Origin of the sequence: Flavobacterium sp. MEB061 (assembly GCF_000834715.1) — a bacterium.
In the GTDB taxonomy this organism is placed as follows: domain Bacteria; phylum Bacteroidota; class Bacteroidia; order Flavobacteriales; family Flavobacteriaceae; genus Flavobacterium; species Flavobacterium pectinovorum.
Map to the genome: position 1 here is coordinate 119,070 of NZ_JXQR01000005.1, position 21,328 is coordinate 140,397.

At 33.9% G+C, this 21,328-nt stretch carries 14 protein-coding genes and 6 tRNA genes; 8 read left to right on the forward strand and 12 right to left on the reverse strand.

Annotation, left to right across the window (positions count from 1 at the left end; genetic code table 11):
• Positions 1-12 precede the first annotated feature (12 nt).
• Positions 13-861 (forward strand): neutral zinc metallopeptidase, encoded by an 849-nt coding sequence (locus RT99_RS02110; protein WP_042563077.1) that lies wholly within the window; start codon positions 13-15, stop codon positions 859-861.
• 358 nt (positions 862-1,219) lie between these two features.
• Here the strand turns inward: RT99_RS02110 and RT99_RS02115 are convergent.
• The 5 genes from RT99_RS02115 to RT99_RS02135 form a co-directional block, all read right to left on the reverse strand.
• Positions 1,220-1,293 (reverse strand) — tRNA-His (locus RT99_RS02115).
• A 76-nt stretch (positions 1,294-1,369) separates the two neighbouring features.
• Entirely contained in the window at positions 1,370-2,086 is a 717-nt protein-coding gene (gene bshB1, locus RT99_RS02120) for a bacillithiol biosynthesis deacetylase BshB1 (RefSeq protein ID WP_042563078.1), read from the reverse strand.
• 148 nt (positions 2,087-2,234) lie between these two features.
• Positions 2,235-3,317 (reverse strand): chorismate-binding protein, encoded by a 1,083-nt coding sequence (locus tag RT99_RS02125; protein WP_042563079.1) that lies wholly within the window; start codon positions 3,315-3,317, stop codon positions 2,235-2,237.
• Positions 3,318-3,391: 74 nt separating this feature from the next.
• Positions 3,392-4,897 carry a P-loop NTPase fold protein gene (locus RT99_RS02130; RefSeq protein WP_042563080.1) on the reverse strand — a complete coding sequence of 502 codons (1,506 nt, stop codon included), beginning with the start codon at positions 4,895-4,897 and terminating at the stop codon, positions 3,392-3,394.
• 4 nt (positions 4,898-4,901) lie between these two features.
• Positions 4,902-5,330, reverse strand: coding sequence for a PaaI family thioesterase (locus RT99_RS02135; RefSeq protein ID WP_042563081.1), 429 nt, complete (start codon positions 5,328-5,330; stop codon positions 4,902-4,904).
• A 220-nt stretch (positions 5,331-5,550) separates the two neighbouring features.
• On the opposite strand from RT99_RS02135, the gene RT99_RS02140 reads away from it, so the two are divergent.
• From RT99_RS02140 to RT99_RS02160, 5 genes are all read left to right on the forward strand, one after another.
• The gene (locus tag RT99_RS02140) at positions 5,551-7,065 is read left to right on the forward strand and encodes a hypothetical protein (RefSeq protein WP_042563082.1); all 1,515 of its coding nucleotides are present in this window, start codon (positions 5,551-5,553) and stop codon (positions 7,063-7,065) included.
• A gap of 369 nt (positions 7,066-7,434) precedes the next feature.
• Positions 7,435-9,279, forward strand: a complete 1,845-nt coding sequence (locus RT99_RS02145) for an endonuclease (RefSeq protein ID WP_042563083.1) — start codon at positions 7,435-7,437, stop codon at positions 9,277-9,279.
• Between the two features lie 411 nt (positions 9,280-9,690).
• Positions 9,691-13,356 (forward strand): phosphoribosylformylglycinamidine synthase, encoded by a 3,666-nt coding sequence (gene purL, locus RT99_RS02150; RefSeq protein ID WP_042563084.1) that lies wholly within the window; start codon positions 9,691-9,693, stop codon positions 13,354-13,356.
• A 751-nt stretch (positions 13,357-14,107) separates the two neighbouring features.
• Entirely contained in the window at positions 14,108-14,539 is a 432-nt protein-coding gene (locus tag RT99_RS02155; RefSeq protein ID WP_042563085.1) for a hypothetical protein, read from the forward strand.
• 168 nt (positions 14,540-14,707) lie between these two features.
• Positions 14,708-16,486, forward strand: coding sequence for a long-chain fatty acid--CoA ligase (locus tag RT99_RS02160; RefSeq protein WP_042563086.1), 1,779 nt, complete (start codon positions 14,708-14,710; stop codon positions 16,484-16,486).
• 57 nt (positions 16,487-16,543) lie between these two features.
• On the opposite strand, the gene RT99_RS02165 is transcribed toward RT99_RS02160, so the two are convergent.
• Complete coding sequence (locus RT99_RS02165; protein WP_042563087.1) at positions 16,544-17,173, reverse strand: hypothetical protein; 630 nt, start codon at positions 17,171-17,173, stop codon at positions 16,544-16,546.
• 220 nt (positions 17,174-17,393) lie between these two features.
• Here RT99_RS02165 and RT99_RS02170 point away from each other — a divergent pair, with 220 nt between their 5' ends.
• Both RT99_RS02170 and RT99_RS02175 read left to right on the forward strand, forming a co-directional pair.
• A complete protein-coding gene (locus RT99_RS02170; protein ID WP_042563088.1) occupies positions 17,394-17,930 on the forward strand; it encodes a hypothetical protein in 537 nt (178 codons plus the stop codon).
• Positions 17,931-17,953: 23 nt separating this feature from the next.
• Positions 17,954-18,271: a hypothetical protein gene (locus tag RT99_RS02175; protein ID WP_042563089.1), complete on the forward strand. Its 318-nt coding sequence runs from the start codon at positions 17,954-17,956 to the stop codon at positions 18,269-18,271.
• Between the two features lie 136 nt (positions 18,272-18,407).
• Here RT99_RS02175 and RT99_RS02180 read toward each other — a convergent pair whose 3' ends face one another.
• From RT99_RS02180 to RT99_RS02190, 6 genes are all read right to left on the reverse strand, one after another.
• Positions 18,408-19,505, reverse strand: a complete 1,098-nt coding sequence (locus RT99_RS02180) for a slipin family protein (protein WP_042563090.1) — start codon at positions 19,503-19,505, stop codon at positions 18,408-18,410.
• 470 nt (positions 19,506-19,975) lie between these two features.
• Positions 19,976-20,037, reverse strand: a tRNA-Ser gene (locus RT99_RS25220).
• A 373-nt stretch (positions 20,038-20,410) separates the two neighbouring features.
• Positions 20,411-20,493: transfer RNA gene (locus tag RT99_RS25225), tRNA-Tyr, on the reverse strand.
• Positions 20,494-20,498: 5 nt separating this feature from the next.
• A tRNA-Pro gene (locus RT99_RS02185) sits at positions 20,499-20,570 on the reverse strand.
• Between the two features lie 120 nt (positions 20,571-20,690).
• Positions 20,691-20,763: transfer RNA gene (locus RT99_RS25230), tRNA-Asp, on the reverse strand.
• A gap of 20 nt (positions 20,764-20,783) precedes the next feature.
• A tRNA-Asn gene (locus RT99_RS02190) sits at positions 20,784-20,856 on the reverse strand.
• Positions 20,857-21,328: the final 472 nt, after the last annotated feature.

Below are 21,328 nucleotides of genomic sequence, written 5' to 3' on the forward strand. Positions count from 1 at the left end.
AATATAATAAATATGAAATGGCTAGGCAGAAGACAAAGTGATAACGTAGAGGACAGAAGAGGACTTTCTGGAGGAAAAGTAGCTGTTGGTGGTGGAGTTATTGGTATCATCATTTTGTTATTAAATGTTTTTGGCGGCGAAACAGGCCAAACTATTGGAAATGTCTTAGAGCAAGTCCAAGGCGGTCAACAACAAACTGAAGCCGCTGCACCATTAAGCAAGGAAGATGAGGAAATGGGGGCCTTTGTCAGGGTAATTCTGGCTGATAACGAGGATATTTGGAGTAAAATATTTGAAGAAAACGGAATGACGTATAAAAACCCAAAATTGGTGCTTTTTAGAGGTTCTGTTCAAACAGCTTGCGGCGGGGCTTCTTCCGCATCGGGACCATTTTATTGTCCGGGAGATCAAAAAGTATATATGGATTTAGGTTTCTTTGAAGAGCTTAAAACAAAATTTGGGGCTAAAGGTGGTGACTTTGCAATTGCGTATGTTATAGCACACGAAATTGGGCATCACGTGCAAACCTTATTAGGAACCTCGGCTAAAATGCATCAGGAACAAGAAGGAAAAAGCGAAGCAGAAGCTAATAAACTTTCGGTTGCATTAGAACTGCAAGCAGATTTCTACGCCGGAGTATGGACACACTACAATCAGAAAAATTTAGATACTGATGATATCGACGAAGCTTTAAGTGCTGCAAATGCTGTTGGTGATGACGCCATTCAAAGCAAAATGAGCGGTCAGGTTGTCCCGGACTCATTTACTCACGGAACATCAGAACAAAGAATGTACTGGTTTAAAAAAGGTTTTAAAACAGGCGATATTAAACAAGGAACTACTTTTGAGGAGATTCGATAATACAAACCAAATATAATAAACCAACTAAAAGCATGATTTAAACGTCATGCTTTTTTTGTTTCACAAAAATAAATATTCCAATGTTGTGTGTTTTTGAACCATATAAGTTATATAAGTTCATTTAATTATGTGGAGTAATCTTTGTCAAAGTTTAAAACTTTGACAAAGATTGGCGATTTTGTTTGTAGATCGTAGCGTCCCCGTGGTTGAAACCACGGGCTATATTCAAAATTGGAGTTGGGATTTGAAATTTGAATCTGGTTTTTGGAATTTGGCCCCGAAGCCTCGGGATAAAATTTAGAATTTAAATTAGGCGCACAAAAAAAGCCTTGAATTTCTTCAAGGCTTTAAATTTCTGGGTGGCTGACCGGGTTCGAACCGGCGACCCGCGGCACCACAAACCGCTACTCTAACCAGCTGAGCTACAACCACCATTTTGCTTAGCGGTTGCAAATATACAACTAATGTTTACTTCCGCAAATAAAAAATTGAAAAAATATTGAACTTTTTACATCAAATCTTCTAAGCTATTGACTGCCAAACATCTTTCGACAGTAAAACCTTCAGCAAAATCTTTGTTAACAAGCCTTCCTAAGTCTTGTGCACGGTAATTTAGGCTTTCCAGAAAGTTTTTGCTTGTTATTGGCGTTGCAGGTTCTTTTGAATTCGGATCGTAAAACTGAGTTTTATAAGCCAAAACTGCCTCTACCTTTTTTTGTTCAAAACCTGTAATATCTACAACAAAATCGGGTTCCAGGTTTTTCCATTGAATATAATGGTAAACCACTTTTGGTCTCCAGGCTTCTTGTTGCTCTCCGTCAATGGAAGTTTCGATTTTCATTAACCCGGATAAAAAGCAAGCGTCAGAAACTAATTTACTTCCTTTTCCATGATCGATATGGCGATCGTCAACCGCATTGCACAAAACGATTTCTGGTTTGTATTTACGAATCATTTTAATAACTTCAAGCTGGTGCTTTTCATCATTTACAAAAAAACCGTCACGCATTTCTAAATTTTCACGTACTAAAACGCCTAAAACTTTTGCCGCAGCTTTTGCTTCTTCGTCTCTTGTTTCAGCTGTTCCGCGCGTTCCTAATTCGCCACGGGTTAAATCAACGATTCCCACTTTTTTCCCAAGGGAAACTTCTTTTAATATAGTTCCTGCGCAACCTAATTCTACATCGTCCGGATGTGCACCAAAGGCTAATATGTCTAATTTCATCTGCTTTTTGTTTTCTTTGTTTCAGGTTTTAAGTTTCAAGTTCTAAACTGTGGCTGAAAACTAAATAATCTTTTTGTTTTTTTTTGTTTCAAGTTTCAGGTTTCCCGTTCCAAGAAATTTGAAACCTGAAACTTGAAACTTTTATTTTTTAACAACTACTATTCTTTTTTATATTCAAAACTCTTTTCATCGTCATCGATTTATTGACGCTTTCCTCCCACTCTTTCTCCGGAATGCTTTCTTTGGTAATGCCGCATCCCATGTATAAAATGGCGCTTTTTTCCTGAATTTGCATACTGCGTAAATTTACGAATAAATCAGAACTTACTGTTTTACGCGCAAAACTGCTGTTTAATTCTCCCAGAAAACCGGTGTAAAAAGTTCTGTCATAGTTTTCATTTTCAATAATAAATGCTTTTGCCTTTTTCTTTGGCAAGCCACAAACGGCAGGAGTTGGATGCAATGTATCGATAACTTCTTCAAGTGTAGAATTATCATTTAAAACTCCCGAAATATCGGTTTTAATATGCCAGATCGATCCGGCTTTTATGCTGTAAGGTTCTGTAACAATAACTGATAACGCTACTTCACGCAATCTTTTTACGATAAAATCAGTAACATATTGCTGTTCGTCTTTTTCTTTTTGCTGCCAAAGAATTTCTTCTTCCAGATTTGCTTTTTGAGTTCCGGCAAGAGCTGTGGTTTCAAAAACATTTCCATTTGCTTTTAATAATTGTTCTGGTGTTGCTCCCATCCAAAATCCAATTTGGGGATGAAAAAAGCAATAGGAAAAAGTCGTTGGATACAAATGAATCAAACGCTGAAAAGTGATGACAAAATCAAGATCTGTCAATTCCAGTTTTTCATTTCGGGATAAAACTACTTTTTTGAATTCTTCGTTTTTAATGGCGTCGATTCCTTTTGTAACTAAATCTTCATATTGAGTTTTTGCTTCAGGATCAAAACCTAAATCATCAATTTCATTAAAATCAAATTTAATTTCCTTTTGTTCGGTACTTATAATTTTAGATTGCTTTTCGGGAATTAAAATCAATTGTTTTTCATCAAAAGAGGCAAAAACAAATCCCTGTTCGCTGTAATCTGTAACTGTATATAAAGTATCGTCTTGCTGTAAAAAGGCAAAAAGAAGCGACGAATTGGGTTTAGAATAAATAACAAAAGGTAATTTTTGTTCCTGATGTTTTCGGATTGTAGAAAAAAAGTCGTTCATTGTTATCTGATGGTATTCGGTATTTTATAATAAATATTTATTGAATAGAATTTCTTTTATAAATACTTCTTAATTTATTTTAATATTCCTCTTTTTTTACATCTAGTAAACGTATCAAATAAAATCAAGTAAGGATTTAATTCAATTTCTTCTGAATTTACATTATCCCCTCTGGTTGCCTTTTGAAAATTTTTAAAGCCTACATAATTATTATTGAATCCATTATAATGAATGGTACAACCATAATTTTCTAGATAATAAGTTTTGTCTTGTACATCTTTTTCATATGCAACATCTTCTGGTAATAAAAATGGTAAACAATAAGACACTAAATTTTCTACATCACTTTCACTACTTATTATATATTGATAATTATGATCCGATTTAAAAGTTTCACGATCAAAAGATTCATATAGAAATTTTATTTTCATTTCTAATATATCAAATGAACCATAAAAAATTTTTAACAGATAAAATAAAACTATTAGAGGTGAATTTAGTACGCTTTGTGCATTACCCGTTTTTTTTCCATAATAATAATCCGGGATCATAAGATCAGGGCAAGATAATAGCATTCTTAGATTTAATAGTTTTGCATCTATCAATGTTTGAACAACAGCTCTTACGACGATAAAAAATCTCTGATTAGTATGAAAATTATAAAAATCTAATTGGGTATCAAGTTTTACTTTCTGTAACAATTCTCTAATTTTATTTTTAACGTATTTTCTGTTGTCAAAATCAAATGGGGTGATTGAATAAAACTTATCAATATAACCTGAAAAATCAACATCAAAACCATATCGATGATGAAATATTTTTCGAATGTTTTCTATATCACAAACAAAAATAATCTTATCAAAACCGAATTTATTATTTCCATTGATTTGATTGTAATGAGCACTAAAAATATTAAAAAGTCTAAATATATGTTCTGGATCTAATCGATCTAGATCATCAATAATTAATACTGACTGTTTATCATTCTGTTTTTTTACTCTTTGTATCAAATCAAAAATCAACCCTGAAACTGCATCCATTTCATAAGTATTTCCTTTTTTTTCCTCAATTGATTTTAAAAAAGCTTTAATATCACCCTCTTCATCAATCTTAATATCTTTACTAAACTTCTTAAAGTTTCCTACGGTTTGCTCTAATGCCTTTATAAAATCAACAATTGGAGTACCAATTTTTTCACTAAACCCAAGTATTGCATACAAAAGAGGCATAAACTTCAGATGCTCCATGATAAAGACTTGACTTTTTAAAAGCAATGTAAAATCTTCTTTTTCCAAGTCGATTTGATTATAATAATTTCCTATTAATTGAAATAATATATCAAACTTTATAAGCTCGAAAACATCTTCATTTGCAGAAACCGAATAATTAACTGGAAATATTTTTAAATAGAAATAATCATCATTTTCATTTTGAGATAATTCATTTAAGAAAGTTGATTTTCCTGTTCCAAAAGGACCAGAAAAAAGTATTCTTTTATTATTATCAATTTCTAAATGCTTTTTAAAATCATTTAAAATATTGGACGTTTCAATTTTAATTTCTCCTTGAAGTTTTTCCATTTAATTAATCTTTCTTTTTATCTAAAACCATATTAGTCAATTTACAAAGTGAAATCAAATTCCCTTCTTCATCGGTAATTTTAATTTCCCATAAATGAATACTTCTTCCTTTGTGAATGATTCGTGCGGTACCAAAAACCCAGCCTTCGCGAATACTTTTTAAGTGGTTTGCCGAAATTTCGATGCCGCGGACTTCCTGTAATTTTGTATCAATAAAGAAGAAAGACGCTGCACTGCCAACACTCTCCGCCAAAGCAACCGAAGCGCCTCCGTGTAAAAGTCCCATTGGTTGATGAACGCTTGGATTTACAGGCATTTTGGCTACTAAAAAATCTTCGCCTGCATCAATATATTCGATTTTTAGCGTCTCCATCAAGGTGTTTTTGGTAAACTGATTGCAGCGCTCTAATATTTGTTCTTTGGTATAATTCATTAAAATGGACTTTAAAATCGTAAAATTAAAGAAAAGATGAGTTACAAATTCGAAAATCCAATTCTATTATTTAAAATCAGCTTCAAACATGTAAGTTTTTTGTTATTTTTACAGAACAATAAAAATATTTGATACAAATTACACAGATTAAATTTTATTAGCAAAGAATAGAAAATCATTTAAATCTGTGCAATCTGTGGCAAAAAACAACTTCATTAAAATGCGTCAATACTTTACATTCTTCATTCTTGGTTTGCTTATAACTTTTAGTTCCTGCCGAACTGATTTTGATACCGTTGCCAGTTCCGGAAATTTAAAGTTTTCAAAAGATACCGTTTATTTAGATACCGTTTTTAAAAATATTGGTTCAAGCACGTATCAACTAAAAGTGTACAATAAAAGTAAAGATGATATTTCGATTCCAACCATTCAGCTTAAAAAAGGATTGAATTCTAAATACCGAATGACGGTTGACGGAATGAACGGAAACAATGGCAAAATCTTCAATGACGTAACGCTTTTGGCAAAAGACAGTTTGTATATTTTTATAGAAACAACGGCGGATATTACAGATGCCAATCCAACAGATTTTTTATATACCGATGAAATTCAGTTTGATGGAGGTTCGAATCTTCAGGAAGTAGCTTTGGTCACTTTAATTCAGGATGCTATTTTTCTTTATCCGAAACAAAATCCTGACGGAACTAAAGAAAAAATCGAGATTGACGGAAAATCAGTTGATGGTTTTTATTTGGATGAAAATGATGCCGTAAACGGAAATGAATTGATCTTCAACAATCAGAAACCTTATGTAATTTACGGATTTGCAGGAGTTCCGGAAAGTAAAACTGTCACTTTTGAAGCCGGAGCGCGAGTTCATTTTCATGCCAATTCAGGACTTTTTGTAGATAATAATGCTTCTCTTCAAATTAACGGAAATGTTTCAACGACTGAAAAACTGGAAAACGAAGTTGTTTTTGAAGGCGATCGTCTGGAACCTGAATATTCTGATGTTCCCGGACAATGGAGTTCGGTTATTTTTTCTAAAGAAAGCACCAATCATTCGATCAATCATTTAACGTTGAAAAATGCAACAATTGGTTTATCAATCCAAAATCAGGATGAAACAGCTTTTCAAATCAAAAACACTCAAATTTACAATTGCGCCGAATATGGAATTTTAGCTCAAAATGCTCATCTTAATGGTGAAAACATTGTTATCAATTATTCCGGTTTAGCGAGTTTGTCTTGTGTTTATGGTGGAAATTACAGTTTTACGCATTGTACTTTTTACAATAATTGGCAAAGCAGTTCACACTTTTCGGTGAATTTAAGCAACAGTTTGGCCGGCGCAACTCCCGAAACAAATCCGTTAACGCAGGCGACTTTCAATAATTGTATCATTTATGGTTCGAATACCAGCGAATTTAATTTGAACAAAAATACTGCAGCACCTTTTGTATATCAATTAAACAATTGTCTATTAAAATTTACCAGTTCTTCATCAAATCCAGATTATCAGTTTAAAACCGATACGGAACATTATAACCAAATCATTCTAAACGAAAATCCGAAGTTTTATAATGTCAATCTCAATAAATTTAACATAGACAATACTTCTCCCGCTTTCGCGAAAGGAAATCAGATTTATATAATACCGTTGGATATTATTGGTGTAGCGAGAACTTCTCCTCCGGATTTGGGGGCTTATCAAAATGCTGTTTTTCCTGAGTAAAGGATTGCCACGAAGGCACTAAGGCACGAAGTTTTTTTTAAAAGTAATTATTAAACGTACTGTTTGTCATTTCGAGTAACGAGAAATCACACTAGAACTCGACAAAGATTGGCGACATACTATGCGGAGTTTTAGTGTGATTTCTCGTTCCTCGAAATGACATAAAATGAGAGAAAAACTTCGTGCCCTGGCGCCTTCGTGGCAAAAAAACACAACCGTAAGAAAATATATCTAAAAATAATCATTCCTTAACTCAGCGTATTTATAAAAGTAGTAGATTTGTTACAATTACAAAATTAAACTTCTCATAATCAATTTATTGAAAAGTTTATTTTGAAGTATTTTCAACCAAACCTAAAAACTATTTTTATGAAAAAATTTTACTCTTTTTTATTCCTACTACTTTTCACAGTCAGTTTCGCGCAGATTCCAAGTGGTTATTACAACACCGCAACAGGAACAGGTTACACTTTAAAAACTCAATTATACAACATTATTAAAGGTCATACTGATAACGGTTATGCAGGTTTGTACACGACTTATCAAACTTCTGACGTTGATAATTTTTATGAAAACGACGGAACTGTACTGGACATGTATTCTGAAAATCCATCAGGAACAGATCCTTATAATTATAGTACAGGAAGTACGCAACGCTGCGGAAATTATTCTGTGGAGGGCGATTGCTACAACAGAGAACATATTATTCCGCAATCAGTATTTAATGAGCAATCTCCAATGGTTGCCGATGCGCATTTTATTACGCCAACCGACGGAAAAGTAAACGGAATGCGTTCTAACTATCCGCATGGCACGGTGAGTTCAGCAACTTACACTTCTCAAAACGGAAGCAAATTGGGATCAAGTTCTGTATCGGGATATTCGGGAACTGTTTTTGAACCTGTAAATGCTTTTAAGGGCGATATTGCCCGAATGTATTTTTATTTTGCAACACGTTATGAAAATACCGTTTCTGGTTATTCTTTTCCAATGTTTGACGGTTCTGCCAATAAAGTATTTACAACAGCTTTCTTAAATGTTCTTTTGGCGTGGCATGCTCAAGATCCTGTAAGTGCGAGAGAAATTGCGAGAAACAATGCCATTTATGGGCGTCAAAATAACAGAAATCCATACATCGATCATCCAGAATATGTGAATCAAATTTGGGGAGGAACTTCTTCTACAGATACTCAGGCCCCAACGGCTCCAACGAGTCTGGCTTCGACATCAAAAACTTCAACATCAATTACACTTGCGTGGAATGCATCTACAGATAATGTAGCCGTTACAGGTTATGATGTTTATGCCAACAGTGTTTTAAAAACAACTGTTTCCGGATTATCAGCAACAATAACAGGATTAACGGCTTCAACAAGTTATTCTATTTATGTAAAAGCAAAAGATGCGGCCGGAAATGCTTCTGCATCAAGCGGTACAATTGCCGTAACAACGAACAGCAGCGGAACAGGCGGAACTGCAACAGATTTGCTTTTCTCTGAATACATTGAAGGTTCAGGAAATAACAAAGCGCTGGAAATCGCCAATAATACAGGAAGTTCTGTGAGCTTATCGGCTTACACGATTAAAAAACAAACCAATGGAGCGGGTTCGTGGAGTACTGGTTTGGCTTTAAGCGGAACTTTAACCACAGGAAGTAAATTCGTAATTGTAAACAGTTCTATTTCTTCTACTTGTTATTCTACAAGTGCCGCTAATATTTCAACTTCTGGAACGGAATTAATGTTTAATGGAAATGATGCTGTAGGTTTATTCAAAAATGGTGTTTTAATTGACATCATTGGAACTTTTAGCGGCGGAACAGCAAACTTTGCCATTGATGTTACTTTAAGAAGAAAATCGACTGTAACTTCTCCATCGACAACTTTCAATTTAAGTTCGCAATGGGATTCGTATGCAACTGACACTTGCAATAATCTGGCAAGTAAAATTGCGAAACCAATCGACGAAGAAATTACTGATTCTGATGAAATTATCATTTACCCAAATCCTTCTGACGGAAACTTCTATGTTGGTTTTGATAATTTGGATACGACTTATTCTATTGAAATTATTTCGTTTGCAGGACAAAAAGTTTTCGAAAAACAAAATACTACTGATGATGCGATTGCAGTTAGCCATTTGGCAAAAGGCATTTATGTTGTGCAAATCATTACAGATTCAAAAACAATAATTAAGAAAATCATAATCAATTAAGTTCTTTTCAACATATAAGTGATATAAGAAATTGAAGTTTTTTTGAATTGCCTCCAGCTTCAGCTGGAGGTTTAGAAATAGGATTATAAAAGGCTTAAGCCAAACAGGTACAGTTTTGCTTAAGCCTTTTTCCTTGATTTATTTTTTCATCCTATTCACCAAATATTAATCTTTGCGCCACTGCGACTTTGCGAGATTAAAAAAAACAAACTGAATAAATTTACCCAGATTTACAATAAAATTACAATCCATTTAAATCTGCTCAATCTGCCAAATCTGCGTGAAACAAAAAAAAACTTTGCGCCTTCGCGCCTTCGTGGCAAAAACTTTAAAAGAGTTTGTTTTCAAATTTGCGCTTGCTATTTATTTAAACTAAATTTGCACCTTCAATACAACAAACTACACATCACAATGATCCATTTCTTTGAAAACCAAAGCAAAACTGTTTTTGCCGTACAAACGCAAAACGAAATTTCGGCTCAAGACATTTCAAAATTAAACTGGCTTTTTGCCAACTCCAATAAGATCGAGAAATCCGCACTGTCGGATTTTTTTGTTGGTCCACGTGCCACAATGATCACACCCTGGAGCACAAATGCTGTAGAAATTACTCAGAATATGGGTATTCCTGGCATCATCAGAATTGAAGAATTTTTTCCGGCAACGGAAGATTTTACTGATTTTGATCCGATGCTTTTTCAAAAATTCAATCAATTAAATCAGGAGATTTTCACCATCAATGTTCAGCCAGAACCGATTTTGGAAATCGATGATATTGCGACTTACAACAAAGTTGAGGGTTTGGCTTTAAGTCAGGAAGAAGTTGATTACTTAGATAATCTTGCTGTAAAATTGGGAAGAAAACTTACTGATTCTGAAATCTTTGCTTTCTCTCAGGCAAATTCAGAGCACTGTCGTCACAAAATTTTCAACGGAACTTTTGTAATTGATGGTGAAGAAAAAGAAACTTCTCTTTTCAAATTAATTAAAAAAACATCACAGGAAAATCCTAATGATATAGTGTCTGCTTACAAAGACAACGTTGCTTTTGTAAAAGGACCAAAAGTGCAGCAGTTTGCACCAAAAACAGCTGACAAACCAGATTATTACGAGATCAAAGAATTTGATTCGGTTTTATCTTTAAAAGCAGAAACACATAATTTTCCAACAACAGTTGAGCCTTTTAACGGAGCTGCAACAGGTTCCGGAGGAGAAATTCGTGACCGTTTAGCAGGTGGTCAAGGTTCTTTGCCATTGGCCGGAACAGCGGTTTACATGACTTCTTATTCTCGTTTGAACGACGACAGAAAATGGGAAAACGCTGTTGAAGAAAGAAAATGGCTGTACCAAACGCCAATGGATATTTTAATCAAAGCTTCAAACGGAGCTTCTGATTTTGGAAATAAATTCGGTCAACCGTTAATTACAGGTTCAGTTTTAACTTTCGAACATGGAGAAAACGACCGTAAAATTGGTTACGATAAAGTAATCATGCAAGCGGGCGGAATTGGTTACGGAAAACTAGATCAGGCAATCAAAAAGAAACCACAAGAAGGCGATAAAATCGTAATTCTGGGTGGAGAAAATTATAGAATTGGAATGGGTGGAGCTGCGGTTTCTTCTGCAGATACTGGTGCTTTCGGTTCAGGAATTGAATTAAATGCCATTCAGCGTTCGAATCCTGAAATGCAAAAACGTGCTGCAAACGCCATTCGTGGTTTGGTAGAAAGCGACCATAATCCAATTGTTTCTATTCACGATCACGGAGCTGGAGGACACTTAAACTGTCTTTCTGAATTGGTGGAAGAAACCGGAGGTTTAATCGATTTAGACAAATTGCCTGTTGGAGATCCTACACTTTCTGCAAAAGAAATTATTGGTAACGAATCTCAGGAAAGAATGGGATTGGTTATTGGTCAAAAAGATATTGATATTTTGCAAAGAATCGCCGACAGAGAGCGTTCGCCAATGTATCAGGTTGGAGATGTAACGGGAGATCACCGTTTTACTTTTCAATCTAAATCAAATGGTTCAAAACCGATGGATTATGCTTTGGAAGATTTCTTTGGAAGTTCTCCAAAAACGGTTATGACCGATAAAACTATCGACAGAAAATATGCTGATGTTACTTACGACGGCGCCAATTTCGAAAGTTATTTAAAAGATGTTTTACGTCTGGAAGCTGTTGCTTCAAAAGACTGGTTAACGAATAAAGTAGACCGTTGTGTGGGTGGAAAAGTTGCCAAACAACAATGTGCAGGACCTTTGCAATTGCCTTTGAATAATGTTGGCGTTATGGCTTTGGATTATTTAGGTAAAGAAGGAATTGCCACTTCTATTGGCCACGCTCCTATTGCTGCTTTGATTGATCCGGTTGCAGGAAGCAGAAACGCTATTGCAGAATCATTATCAAACATTATCTGGGCACCAATTAAAGACGGATTGAAAGGAATTTCACTTTCTGCCAACTGGATGTGGGCTTGTAAAAACGAAGGTGAAGACGCTCGTTTGTACGCTGCTGTTGAAGGCTGTTCTGAATTTGCTATTGAATTGGGAATCAATATTCCGACAGGAAAAGATTCTCTTTCGATGAAACAAAAATATCCAAATGACGAAGTAATTGCACCGGGAACGGTAATTATTTCTGCAGGAGGAAACTGTACAGATATTAGAAAAGTGGTTGAACCGGTTTTACAGAAAAACGGAGATTCTATTTATTATATCAATTTATCTCAGGATGATTTCAAATTAGGAGGTTCTTCTTTTGCACAAATCAGAAACACAATCGGAAAAGAAACTTCGACAATAAAAGATGCTTCTTTCTTCAAAAATGCTTTTAATACCATTCAGGAATTAATCGGTGAAAACCAAATTTTAGCAGGTCACGATATCGGAAGTGGTGGATTGATTACAACTTTATTAGAATTGTGTTTTGCTGATGTAAACCTTGGAGCTAAAATTGATTTCTCAGCTTTCGCAGAAAAAGATTTATTGAAAATTCTTTTCGCTGAAAACATCGGAATCGTTTTCCAGGCAAAACAAGATGCAACTGTTGAAGCGAAATTGAAAGCTAATAATATCGAATTCTTCAAAATTGGTTCAGTTCAAAGTACGCCAAGTTTGGAATTTGGTCCCGAAGCCTCGGGATATAATTTGGATATTGCGGAGTATAGAGATGTTTGGTTTGAAACTTCTTATTTATTAGATCAAAAACAATCTAAAAACGGAACTGCAAAAGCACGTTTTGAAAACTATAAAAATCAAGCTTTAAATTATACTTTCCCATCTCATTTTACTGGAAAAGCGCCTGTAATTGATGCTTCTAAACCAAGACCAAAAGCGGCTATTATTCGTGAAAAAGGAAGTAATTCTGAGCGTGAAATGGCAAATGCAATGTATTTGGCAGGTTTTGATGTAAAAGACGTTCACATGACAGATTTAATTTCTGGACGTGAAACATTGGAAGACATTCAATTTATTGGTGCTGTTGGAGGATTCTCTAACTCAGATGTTTTAGGTTCTGCAAAAGGTTGGGCCGGAGCTTTCTTATACAACGAAAAAGCAAAAACAGCTTTGGATAATTTCTTCAAAAGAGAAGATACTTTATCTGTTGGAATCTGTAACGGATGCCAGTTGTTTATGGAATTAGAAGTTATTAATCCGGAGCATGAAGTGCACGGAAAAATGCTTCATAACGATAGTAACAAACACGAAAGTATTTTTACTTCTGTGAAAGTTCAGGAAAACAATTCGGTTATGTTATCGACATTGGCCGGAACTACTTTGGGAGTTTGGGTTTCTCACGGAGAAGGAAAATTTAATTTACCAATGGGTGAAGAAAACTACAACATTGTTTCGAAATATGCTTACGAAGGATATCCTGCAAACCCAAATGGTTCTCATTACGATGTAGCCATGATGTGTGATAAAACAGGTAGACATTTGGTTACAATGCCTCATATTGAGCGTTCGACTTTTCAATGGAACTGGGCACATTATCCAAAAGACAGAAATGACGAGTTTACACCTTGGCATGAAGCTTTTATCAACGCCAGAAAATGGATTGAGAATAACTAAAAAAAACGCCACGAATTCACGAATTTATTTTTAACTAATTCGTGAATTCGTGGCGAAAAAATAAAACAAAAAGAATGCCTCAGCACTATCCCTATTAGCTGAGGCACTTTTATTTAAAACCTTTTGGTGCCGAAGCAACTCCTGTTACAACATTTGAGGCATTTAAAACAAACAGCCCTGAAGTTATCGTATCTTGTCCCCCAAAAAAAGATTCTCCACGATTGTATTGTTAAACAATACGTCTCTTGTCCTCCGACCAACAAGCCTGAGTCAATCGCTGCAACGGTCCACCAAGGTTCTGCATCTGGTGGCGGCGTCTTTTTTTTAATAAAACGCCTCCACAAATTTGAGTATTAGTTCCACACTTACTCATTTTATATAAAAAGCAGTTTCAATATTCAAGAATAATAGCTGCCCGTTTTAATTTTCCGTTTACTAATTTTAGCGAGGTAAAACTACTATTTACCTCAAAGAAATAATAAGGGAATTTCCCGTTTCTTATAGGGGAAAAACACCCTTTTTTCATTTCTTCGAAAAAAACAGTTCTGAGATTTCACAAACTGCATAATTCAGAAAAATCAAAAGAATATCAGTTACTTATTCAATAAAAACCTTCTTAAAATAAAAAGTTTAAAAAAACGCATTCATATTTATTTCCGATTTCTTTTTCTATTGAAATTTGAACTATATTCGCCAAAAAGTTCCTGCCACGAAAACTTTTTTAACCCAAAAACATTAAAACCTACATACAATGAAAATCCTAAGAATACTTCTTATTGCATTATTTTTTATTGCTACAAAATCTCATTCACAAGTTCAGGTAGATGCCATTAATTACAAAAATCATGAGCGTTATATAACAACTACACTTAATTATCCGGTTCCGGGAACTTATTTACCAATAGGTCAAAAAGCGCCTAGTACAGTCTTAAACCCTGATGGAACGGGCGTTATCCAGAATGCAGATTTAAGTAAAAGTAAAATTAACTGGGGAATTGAATGTACAGACGAAGGTACACCCATTTTTAAGGAAGGTTTTAATAGTGCATCTTATACTTTCTGGTACAGAATTACAGACAGCGAAGAGTGGAATTACACACAGCTTTCTATACATTTCCTTAAGAAAAGAATGTTCCTGATGGGAGAAAGAGTAAAAGAATATGAAGATTATAACGTACAATAATTGTGCATTAATTTAAATATTTCTTTGTTTTTTCTAAATTTTGCTACAAAAAAGAAAACGTTTTCGTTCATTTTCAATAGTACCTATAATTTTTCCCATAAAATTTCATAAAAATAAAAATTATACCTTATTTTTATTTAATTTGCAGTAAAATTCAATATATTAAACATGGTTTCAATCACACGCCTTTTTGATTTTCCTTATTATCAACAAGAGACTTATAACCTTCCGGTTGCTTTGGCAACTAAAAAAAACGGGGTTTGGGAAAAAACATCCACACAGGAATATATTGCAAAAGCTAATGCTGTTTCGAGAGCATTATTGCGCATGGGTGTTCAAAAAGATGACAAAATTGCTTTAATTACTTCTAATAATCGTACGGAGTGGAATATCATGGATATTGGTATTTTACAAACGGGAGCACAAAATGTTCCAATTTACCCAACAATTGCCGAAGAAGATTACGAATATATATTAAACCACAGCGGCAGTATTTACTGTTTTGTTTCGGATACCGAAGTATTGAACAAGGTAAATGCCATAAAAGCGAATGTACCCACTTTAAAAGAAGTGTATACATTTGATGAAATTGCGGGCGCCAAACATTGGTCTGAATTATTGACTTTAGGCGCAGACGAAAGCAATCAGGCTGAAGTTGAGGGTATAAAAGACAGTATTAAAACAGATGATTTAGCCACCATAATCTACACATCCGGAACTACAGGAAAACCTAAAGGTGTTATGTTATCGCACAAAAATATTGTGTCGAATGTTTTAGACAGTGCGCCAAGAATTCCGTTTGATGCAGGAAAAAGCACCGCTTTGAGTTTCCTGCCTATTTGCCATATTTTTGAAAGAATGATTTTGTACATCTATCAATATTATGGAGTTTCAGTTTATTTTGGAGAATCAATTGATAAAATTAGTGATAACTTAAAAGAAGTACAGCCAACTGTAATTACAGCGGTACCAAGACTTCTTGAAAAAGTTTACGATAAAATTTATGCCAAAGGCGGTGAATTAACCGGAATTAAGAAAAAACTATTTTTCTGGGCTATAGATTTAGGTTTAAAATACGAGCCTTACGGAGCAAACGGTTTTTGGTATGAATTTCAATTAAAAATTGCCAGAAAACTTATTTTCAGTAAATGGAAAGAAGGTTTGGGTGGAAAATTAGATTTAATGGTTTCCGGGAGTGCTGCTTTACAGCCACGTTTAACAAGAGTTTTTGCTGCTGCAGAAATTCCGGTTATGGAAGGTTACGGTTTGTCTGAAACATCGCCGGTAATTGCTGTAAACGATCAAAGAAATAAAGGTTTTAAAATTGGAACTGTTGGAAAAGTAATTCGCAACGTTGAAGTAAAAATTGCTGAAGACGGTGAAATTCTTTGCAAAGGACCAAACGTAATGTTGGGTTACTATAAAGATCAGGAAAAAACAGATGAAGCTTTAAAAGACGGATATTTCCACACGGGAGATATCGGAGAAATTGACAAAGAAGGTTTCCTTAAAATTACCGATCGTAAGAAAGAAATGTTCAAGACTTCGGGCGGAAAATATATTGCACCTCAGCTTATTGAAAACGCCATGAAACAATCTCGTTTTATTGAGCAGATTATGGTAATTGGTGAAGGCGAAAAAATGCCGGCAGCTTTTATTCAGCCAAATTTTGAATTCGTAAAAGAATGGGCAAAACTACATAAAGTAACTTTAGGAAGTTCTAACGAAGAAATCGTAAAAAACGAACAAGTTGTAAAACGTATTGACAACGAAATTGAGGAAATCAACAAAAAATTTGGACACTGGGAACAAATCAAACGTTTTGAACTTACTCCGGATGTTTGGTCTATCGACGGCGGACAACTGACTCCTACTTTAAAATTAAAGCGTAAAATTATCAAAGAAATCTACAAAGATCTTTACGCTAAAATATATGGTCAAAATTAAATAAATCAAGATAATACAAACCAACGGAAAACGGCTATCAAATGATAGCCGTTTTTTTTATTGGTCTTTATAAAATGCTTCTGTAAGATAGAAAACTGTATCTATGAAAAATAAATTATCATTAAAAGTTAGAACATTTTCATCATGTAAATCTTCAAGAATAATACCAACTTCTGGATTAAAATAATCGTTATTTCTAGTATTAACAAAACCATTAGAAATTAAAAACTGCCTTACATTTTCTAATTCCGTATCACAATTAGATTCTACAAATTTCTGTTCTACAACAGCATAAAGTGTATCATCTTGTTCATAAAATCCAATTAATTGATAAGCTGTATCAGGAAAAAAGTAATTATTTAATAATAAATTATTGAAATAATCTTTCCAAGACTCATAATAAATACTATCGTTTAGCTTGATTACTTTGTGTTTGTTTTGAAGATAAACTTTTTGCTCAGCGCCAGAAGAGATAAAAGCATTAATATTTATATAAGTAATCCAAAAACTGTTTCGATTACAAAATTCTTTTATCAACGCTGTTTCTTCACTTTTGATTTGCTTGCCTGACTCAAACGTTCCGCTTGCGCTCTTGCTTTTTCTAAGGTAACGGGAGATTGTTTGGATAGAATTTCCATGCCTAACTTGGCTCTTTCCTGAAATGATATTTTGTAGTTCATTTTTCATGAAGTTTATAATGCAAATATAAAGATTTAAAGTTAGTATTATTGGCTATTCAATTGAAGTAAGAAAAAACATATATTTACAATACGCGAAAACAACCAAGACCGTATTTAATCATATTAAAAAAAATTCAAAAAAATAAATAAATATATTATTGATTACTTCAAAGATTAAATAATGAAAAATTATAACCTTAGGTGAAACCAATTAAACAAAGAGAAAATTGAAAAAAAATATTTTATTATCACTATTAATTTGCTTACCATTTGCTTGTTGTAAGAAAAAAACAATAATTGAAAATGAATTAGATACAATAGGAATTAATAAAGAAAATTATAATGTAATCGACACATTTTTTTATGAAAGTAAAAAAATAAAAACTTTACGGTTTTACAAAGAAAAATCAGATTACATTATGGTTGGGTTTTACGAATCGGGAAAAAAGAAATCAATTGTCAATATTAAAAATAATAATCAAATTTATGATACAATTATTGATTGGTACGAAAATGGAAGACCTAAATGGGTCCGTAAATATGACAATAATGGAGTACAGATAGGAAAAAACATTAATTTTAGAGAAAATGGAAGCCTTGAACATGAGTATGATAATGAAAAAGAAGAATCAACCGATTATTGGCCAAATGGAAAACCAAAATTTAAATTCGTAGAAAACGTATCGCAAAGTTATCATTATCTCAATGGCAACTTTATGGAAAAATATACACCCAAAACAAAAAAAAAGGTGAATATAACGTAGAATATTTTAATGAAAATGGAGGTTTGGTTTTTTCAGGACTTTATAGAAAAAGGATTCTTTTTAAAGACAATTTAAGATATAATGGAAAAATCATTTGCTATTTTAACAATGGAAAAATTTCACATTTTGAAAATATTGTAAATGGAATTCCGAATGGAAAATTTTATGCTTATTATGATAATGGGAATCTAAAATATGAAAGTGAAGTAAAAAATGCGGAAGAGATTTATTATAAAGGATATTATGAAAATGGAAAAGTTAGTATTATTCGAGACGGAATCAAAAATACATTTACGCAGTGGGACGAAAAAGGAAAACTAATAGAGCAAGAACCACTTTGAGCTTTATGAGCATTGGGTTTTGACTGAAAGAAAAAAGGTTGAACATTTAGAGAGGAAAATAATATTCTTTAATAGGATTTATATATAAAATGCGCAAAATTAAAGAAAACGGCTGTCTCACAAAGACAGCCGTTTTTTATTTCACGAAGATTTCCTTCAATTGTCCGATCACGTTACCGCTTCCTGAAATCGTAATTTCGCCAATTTTATCGGCAATTTTTTCTACGTATTCCATCTCTTTCAATTTCCACAACATTTCGTTTTCTTCCATCAGCTTTGCTGTGTTTAGCAAACTTCTTGTTGCTGCGGTTTCTTCTCTTCGCATAATACTGTTGGCCTGTGCTTTTTTCTCGGCAACCAAAACCTGATTCATGATTTCTTTCATATCTCCCGGCAAGATTACGTCACGAATTCCGGCATCAGAAATAACCAAACCTAAATCAGATATTTTAGTAGTTACTTCAGCTAAAATCGCCTCGGCAATTGTATCTTTTTTAGCCAGTAATTCATCCAGAGTTAATCCGCCAACAAAAGCTCTTAAAGCCAATTGCATGGCTACATACAATTGTTTATCAAAGTCCTTGTTATCGACCAACGCTTTCATGACATCAACAACCTGGTATCTCACAAAGAAATTGATTCTCAATCCGGCTTTATCTTTGGTCAACAATTCCTGACCAGAAATTTCTACTTGCTGCTGTCTGGCATCAACAGTTTTAACTTCGATCGTAATGGCGTTATTCCAGAAATAATGCGTTCCGGCTTTTAGCTCTTTTATAAAAGTTCCGTTTACAAACAGCAAAGCTTTATCATTGCTGGAAACAATGAATTTTCTAATTAACAACCTCAGCTTCGCATTTTCTAATAGATTGACAGGAATCTTTTCTGTAATATCAATTTTAGAAATGTCTGCTCTTATGAATTCATTTTTTACAATTCCTCTCCAAAAAGCATATCTTCCGGCAGTTAAAACCTCTTTAAAGTTACCGTTTACAAATTGCAATACAATTTCATTATCCGCAACTTCTACAACTTCTAATATTGCTGTAAGCATTTCATTTTGCAATAAGATATTCAACTCAAACGGCGCCTGAAATGATGCATTCATATCGTAAATCATTACATTTTTGTTTCCAAAAATCCAATGCAAACCTTCTTCTAATACGTTAATTAATTTTCTGTTTTCGAATACCAATCCTACTTGGTAAGCTTCGATTTTAATTCTTTTTATCATAATATTTTTTGTTTCAGGTTTTCTTTGTTTCAGGTTTAAAGTTATGAAACCGTTGAAAAACCTATATTCTATATTCTTTATTCTTTATTCTAAAGTCTATTCTCTATATTCTATATTCTATTTTCTTTTCTCTCTTTCTAAATAAAAAAAACCTCTTTGCCTTTCTCCTCCGAGAAAAACGGACGAATAGTTTGTACTTTGTTTACTCCAATTGTTTGCGATTCTATTTTGTAAAAGCGATTCTAAATTCTAAAAAAATCGCTAAGACAATCAAACCGAAAAGGAAAAGAGTATCTCAAAATACATTTCTGTTCGCACTGGTTTTATCGTGAGTGTGAAATTCGGATCCCAAAATCCTAGCTTCACTGACAAAGACAAATCAGTTTTTTCCTAATGAGCATCTTTTTAAGAGTGATGCGCTCTGACAGATTTACAGTCTGTTGACTTACCATTCGTCCAACCATCCCTTCAGGAATGGTGCAGGAATCGAACCTGCAATTTCTATTGCTCTACCGAACTGAGCTATCGCATTGCTGCGAATGGGAATCGAACCCACGACACATAGAGTGTGGGATAGTTTTTTGGCGAACTATCGGAAACCTTCAAATCAAGTTGCATAGAAAAACATAATTCGCTTTCGCGGAAAGTTCCCTACAATGGTGCTATACAGAAACACGCAACAGGACTTGTTTGATATTGTAAATCAAAGTTTTCTTTGATGTATTTCGATTTTTAAAAGAACGTTTTTATTTCCTCAGCAAATATTCAAATGACACTGCGCAATAATTCTGCGCAGTATAATATTTTAATTTATCCAATCAATTATAGTCGATAAATAGACTTGTCTAACGTCTTCAAATCGGGTTATGTTCGGAATATTATTCAGGATTTAAACCTGAAATTTGTGGAAATAGTAGGATTCGAACCTACTCAGTCAAAGACAACGGTTTTACAGACCGCCCTAACTCTCCAGCTTTAGCGTATTTCCATTTGTCTGGGAAGCAGGATTCGAACCTGCGACCTCCCGCGTCCAAGGCGGGTAAACAACCACCGTTATCTTCCCAGTTTTTTTTTAAAGATTCTGAGGGACTAAGATTCTAAGTTTTTTCAACCTTGTACCTTTTTACCTCTTCACCTTTTTCCTCAGAACCTTAGTCCCTCAGAACCTCAGCACCTTTAAAAAAGCGGCTCATACGGGAGTCGAACCCGTTTCTCCCGAGAGACAGTCGGGAAGGTTAGCCAGTAACCCCAATGAGCCAGTTCTTTCTAGAGAACGAGCGATTTCGGAAGGAATCGAACCTTCAACCTATTGATTAACAGTCAAGCGCTCTGCCAATTGAGCTACGAAATCATTTATTTTTGGACACAAAAAAAGCACCCGGTTAAAGGTGCTTCATGAGATTAAATACGATATAACTATCCTATTGCCTGTATTCATGCACCTGTATTGTTAAACATCCAAGATATGAACTCGGATTTAGCAGTTTTGCGTTATGTATGTTTTTATTAAAAGCCATTTTATATGTTGTATTATATTTTGAAATCATTGTTAGTATTGAAATTCTTGTTTCAGATTTTCTTCGGCAAAGATAAAGTCTAAAAAACCAATTATCCAAATCATTTTTAAAATTATTCTATTGACAATCAAATAGTTACCAATTAATTAAAACCATAAAAATTCCTGTCCGCATACTTGTGCAGATCCTTAATTTTATCAAATGACTGTCTCTCATCAGATTACTTTTCAAGATTATATTTCGCTATTTGGTTTAATCATTAAACATTTGGTCAATTATTTTTTTAATTATTTTTAGTTAAGGGTT

Bases quoted from the DNA above. Each gene is read 5' to 3' on its own strand.
- RT99_RS02110 (WP_042563077.1), top strand. From the start codon at position 13: ATGAAATGGCTAGGCAGAAGACAAAGTGATAACGTAGAGGACAGAAGA.
- bshB1 (WP_042563078.1), bottom strand. From the start codon at position 2,086: ATGAAATTAGACATATTAGCCTTTGGTGCACATCCGGACGATGTAGAA.
- RT99_RS02125 (WP_042563079.1), bottom strand. From the start codon at position 3,317: ATGAACGACTTTTTTTCTACAATCCGAAAACATCAGGAACAAAAATTA.
- RT99_RS02130 (WP_042563080.1), bottom strand. From the start codon at position 4,897: ATGGAAAAACTTCAAGGAGAAATTAAAATTGAAACGTCCAATATTTTA.
- RT99_RS02135 (WP_042563081.1), bottom strand. From the start codon at position 5,330: ATGAATTATACCAAAGAACAAATATTAGAGCGCTGCAATCAGTTTACC.
- RT99_RS02140 (WP_042563082.1), top strand. From the start codon at position 5,551: ATGCGTCAATACTTTACATTCTTCATTCTTGGTTTGCTTATAACTTTT.
- RT99_RS02145 (WP_042563083.1), top strand. From the start codon at position 7,435: ATGAAAAAATTTTACTCTTTTTTATTCCTACTACTTTTCACAGTCAGT.
- purL (WP_042563084.1), top strand. From the start codon at position 9,691: ATGATCCATTTCTTTGAAAACCAAAGCAAAACTGTTTTTGCCGTACAA.
- RT99_RS02155 (WP_042563085.1), top strand. From the start codon at position 14,108: ATGAAAATCCTAAGAATACTTCTTATTGCATTATTTTTTATTGCTACA.
- RT99_RS02160 (WP_042563086.1), top strand. From the start codon at position 14,708: ATGGTTTCAATCACACGCCTTTTTGATTTTCCTTATTATCAACAAGAG.
- RT99_RS02165 (WP_042563087.1), bottom strand. From the start codon at position 17,173: ATGAAAAATGAACTACAAAATATCATTTCAGGAAAGAGCCAAGTTAGG.
- RT99_RS02180 (WP_042563090.1), bottom strand. From the start codon at position 19,505: ATGATAAAAAGAATTAAAATCGAAGCTTACCAAGTAGGATTGGTATTC.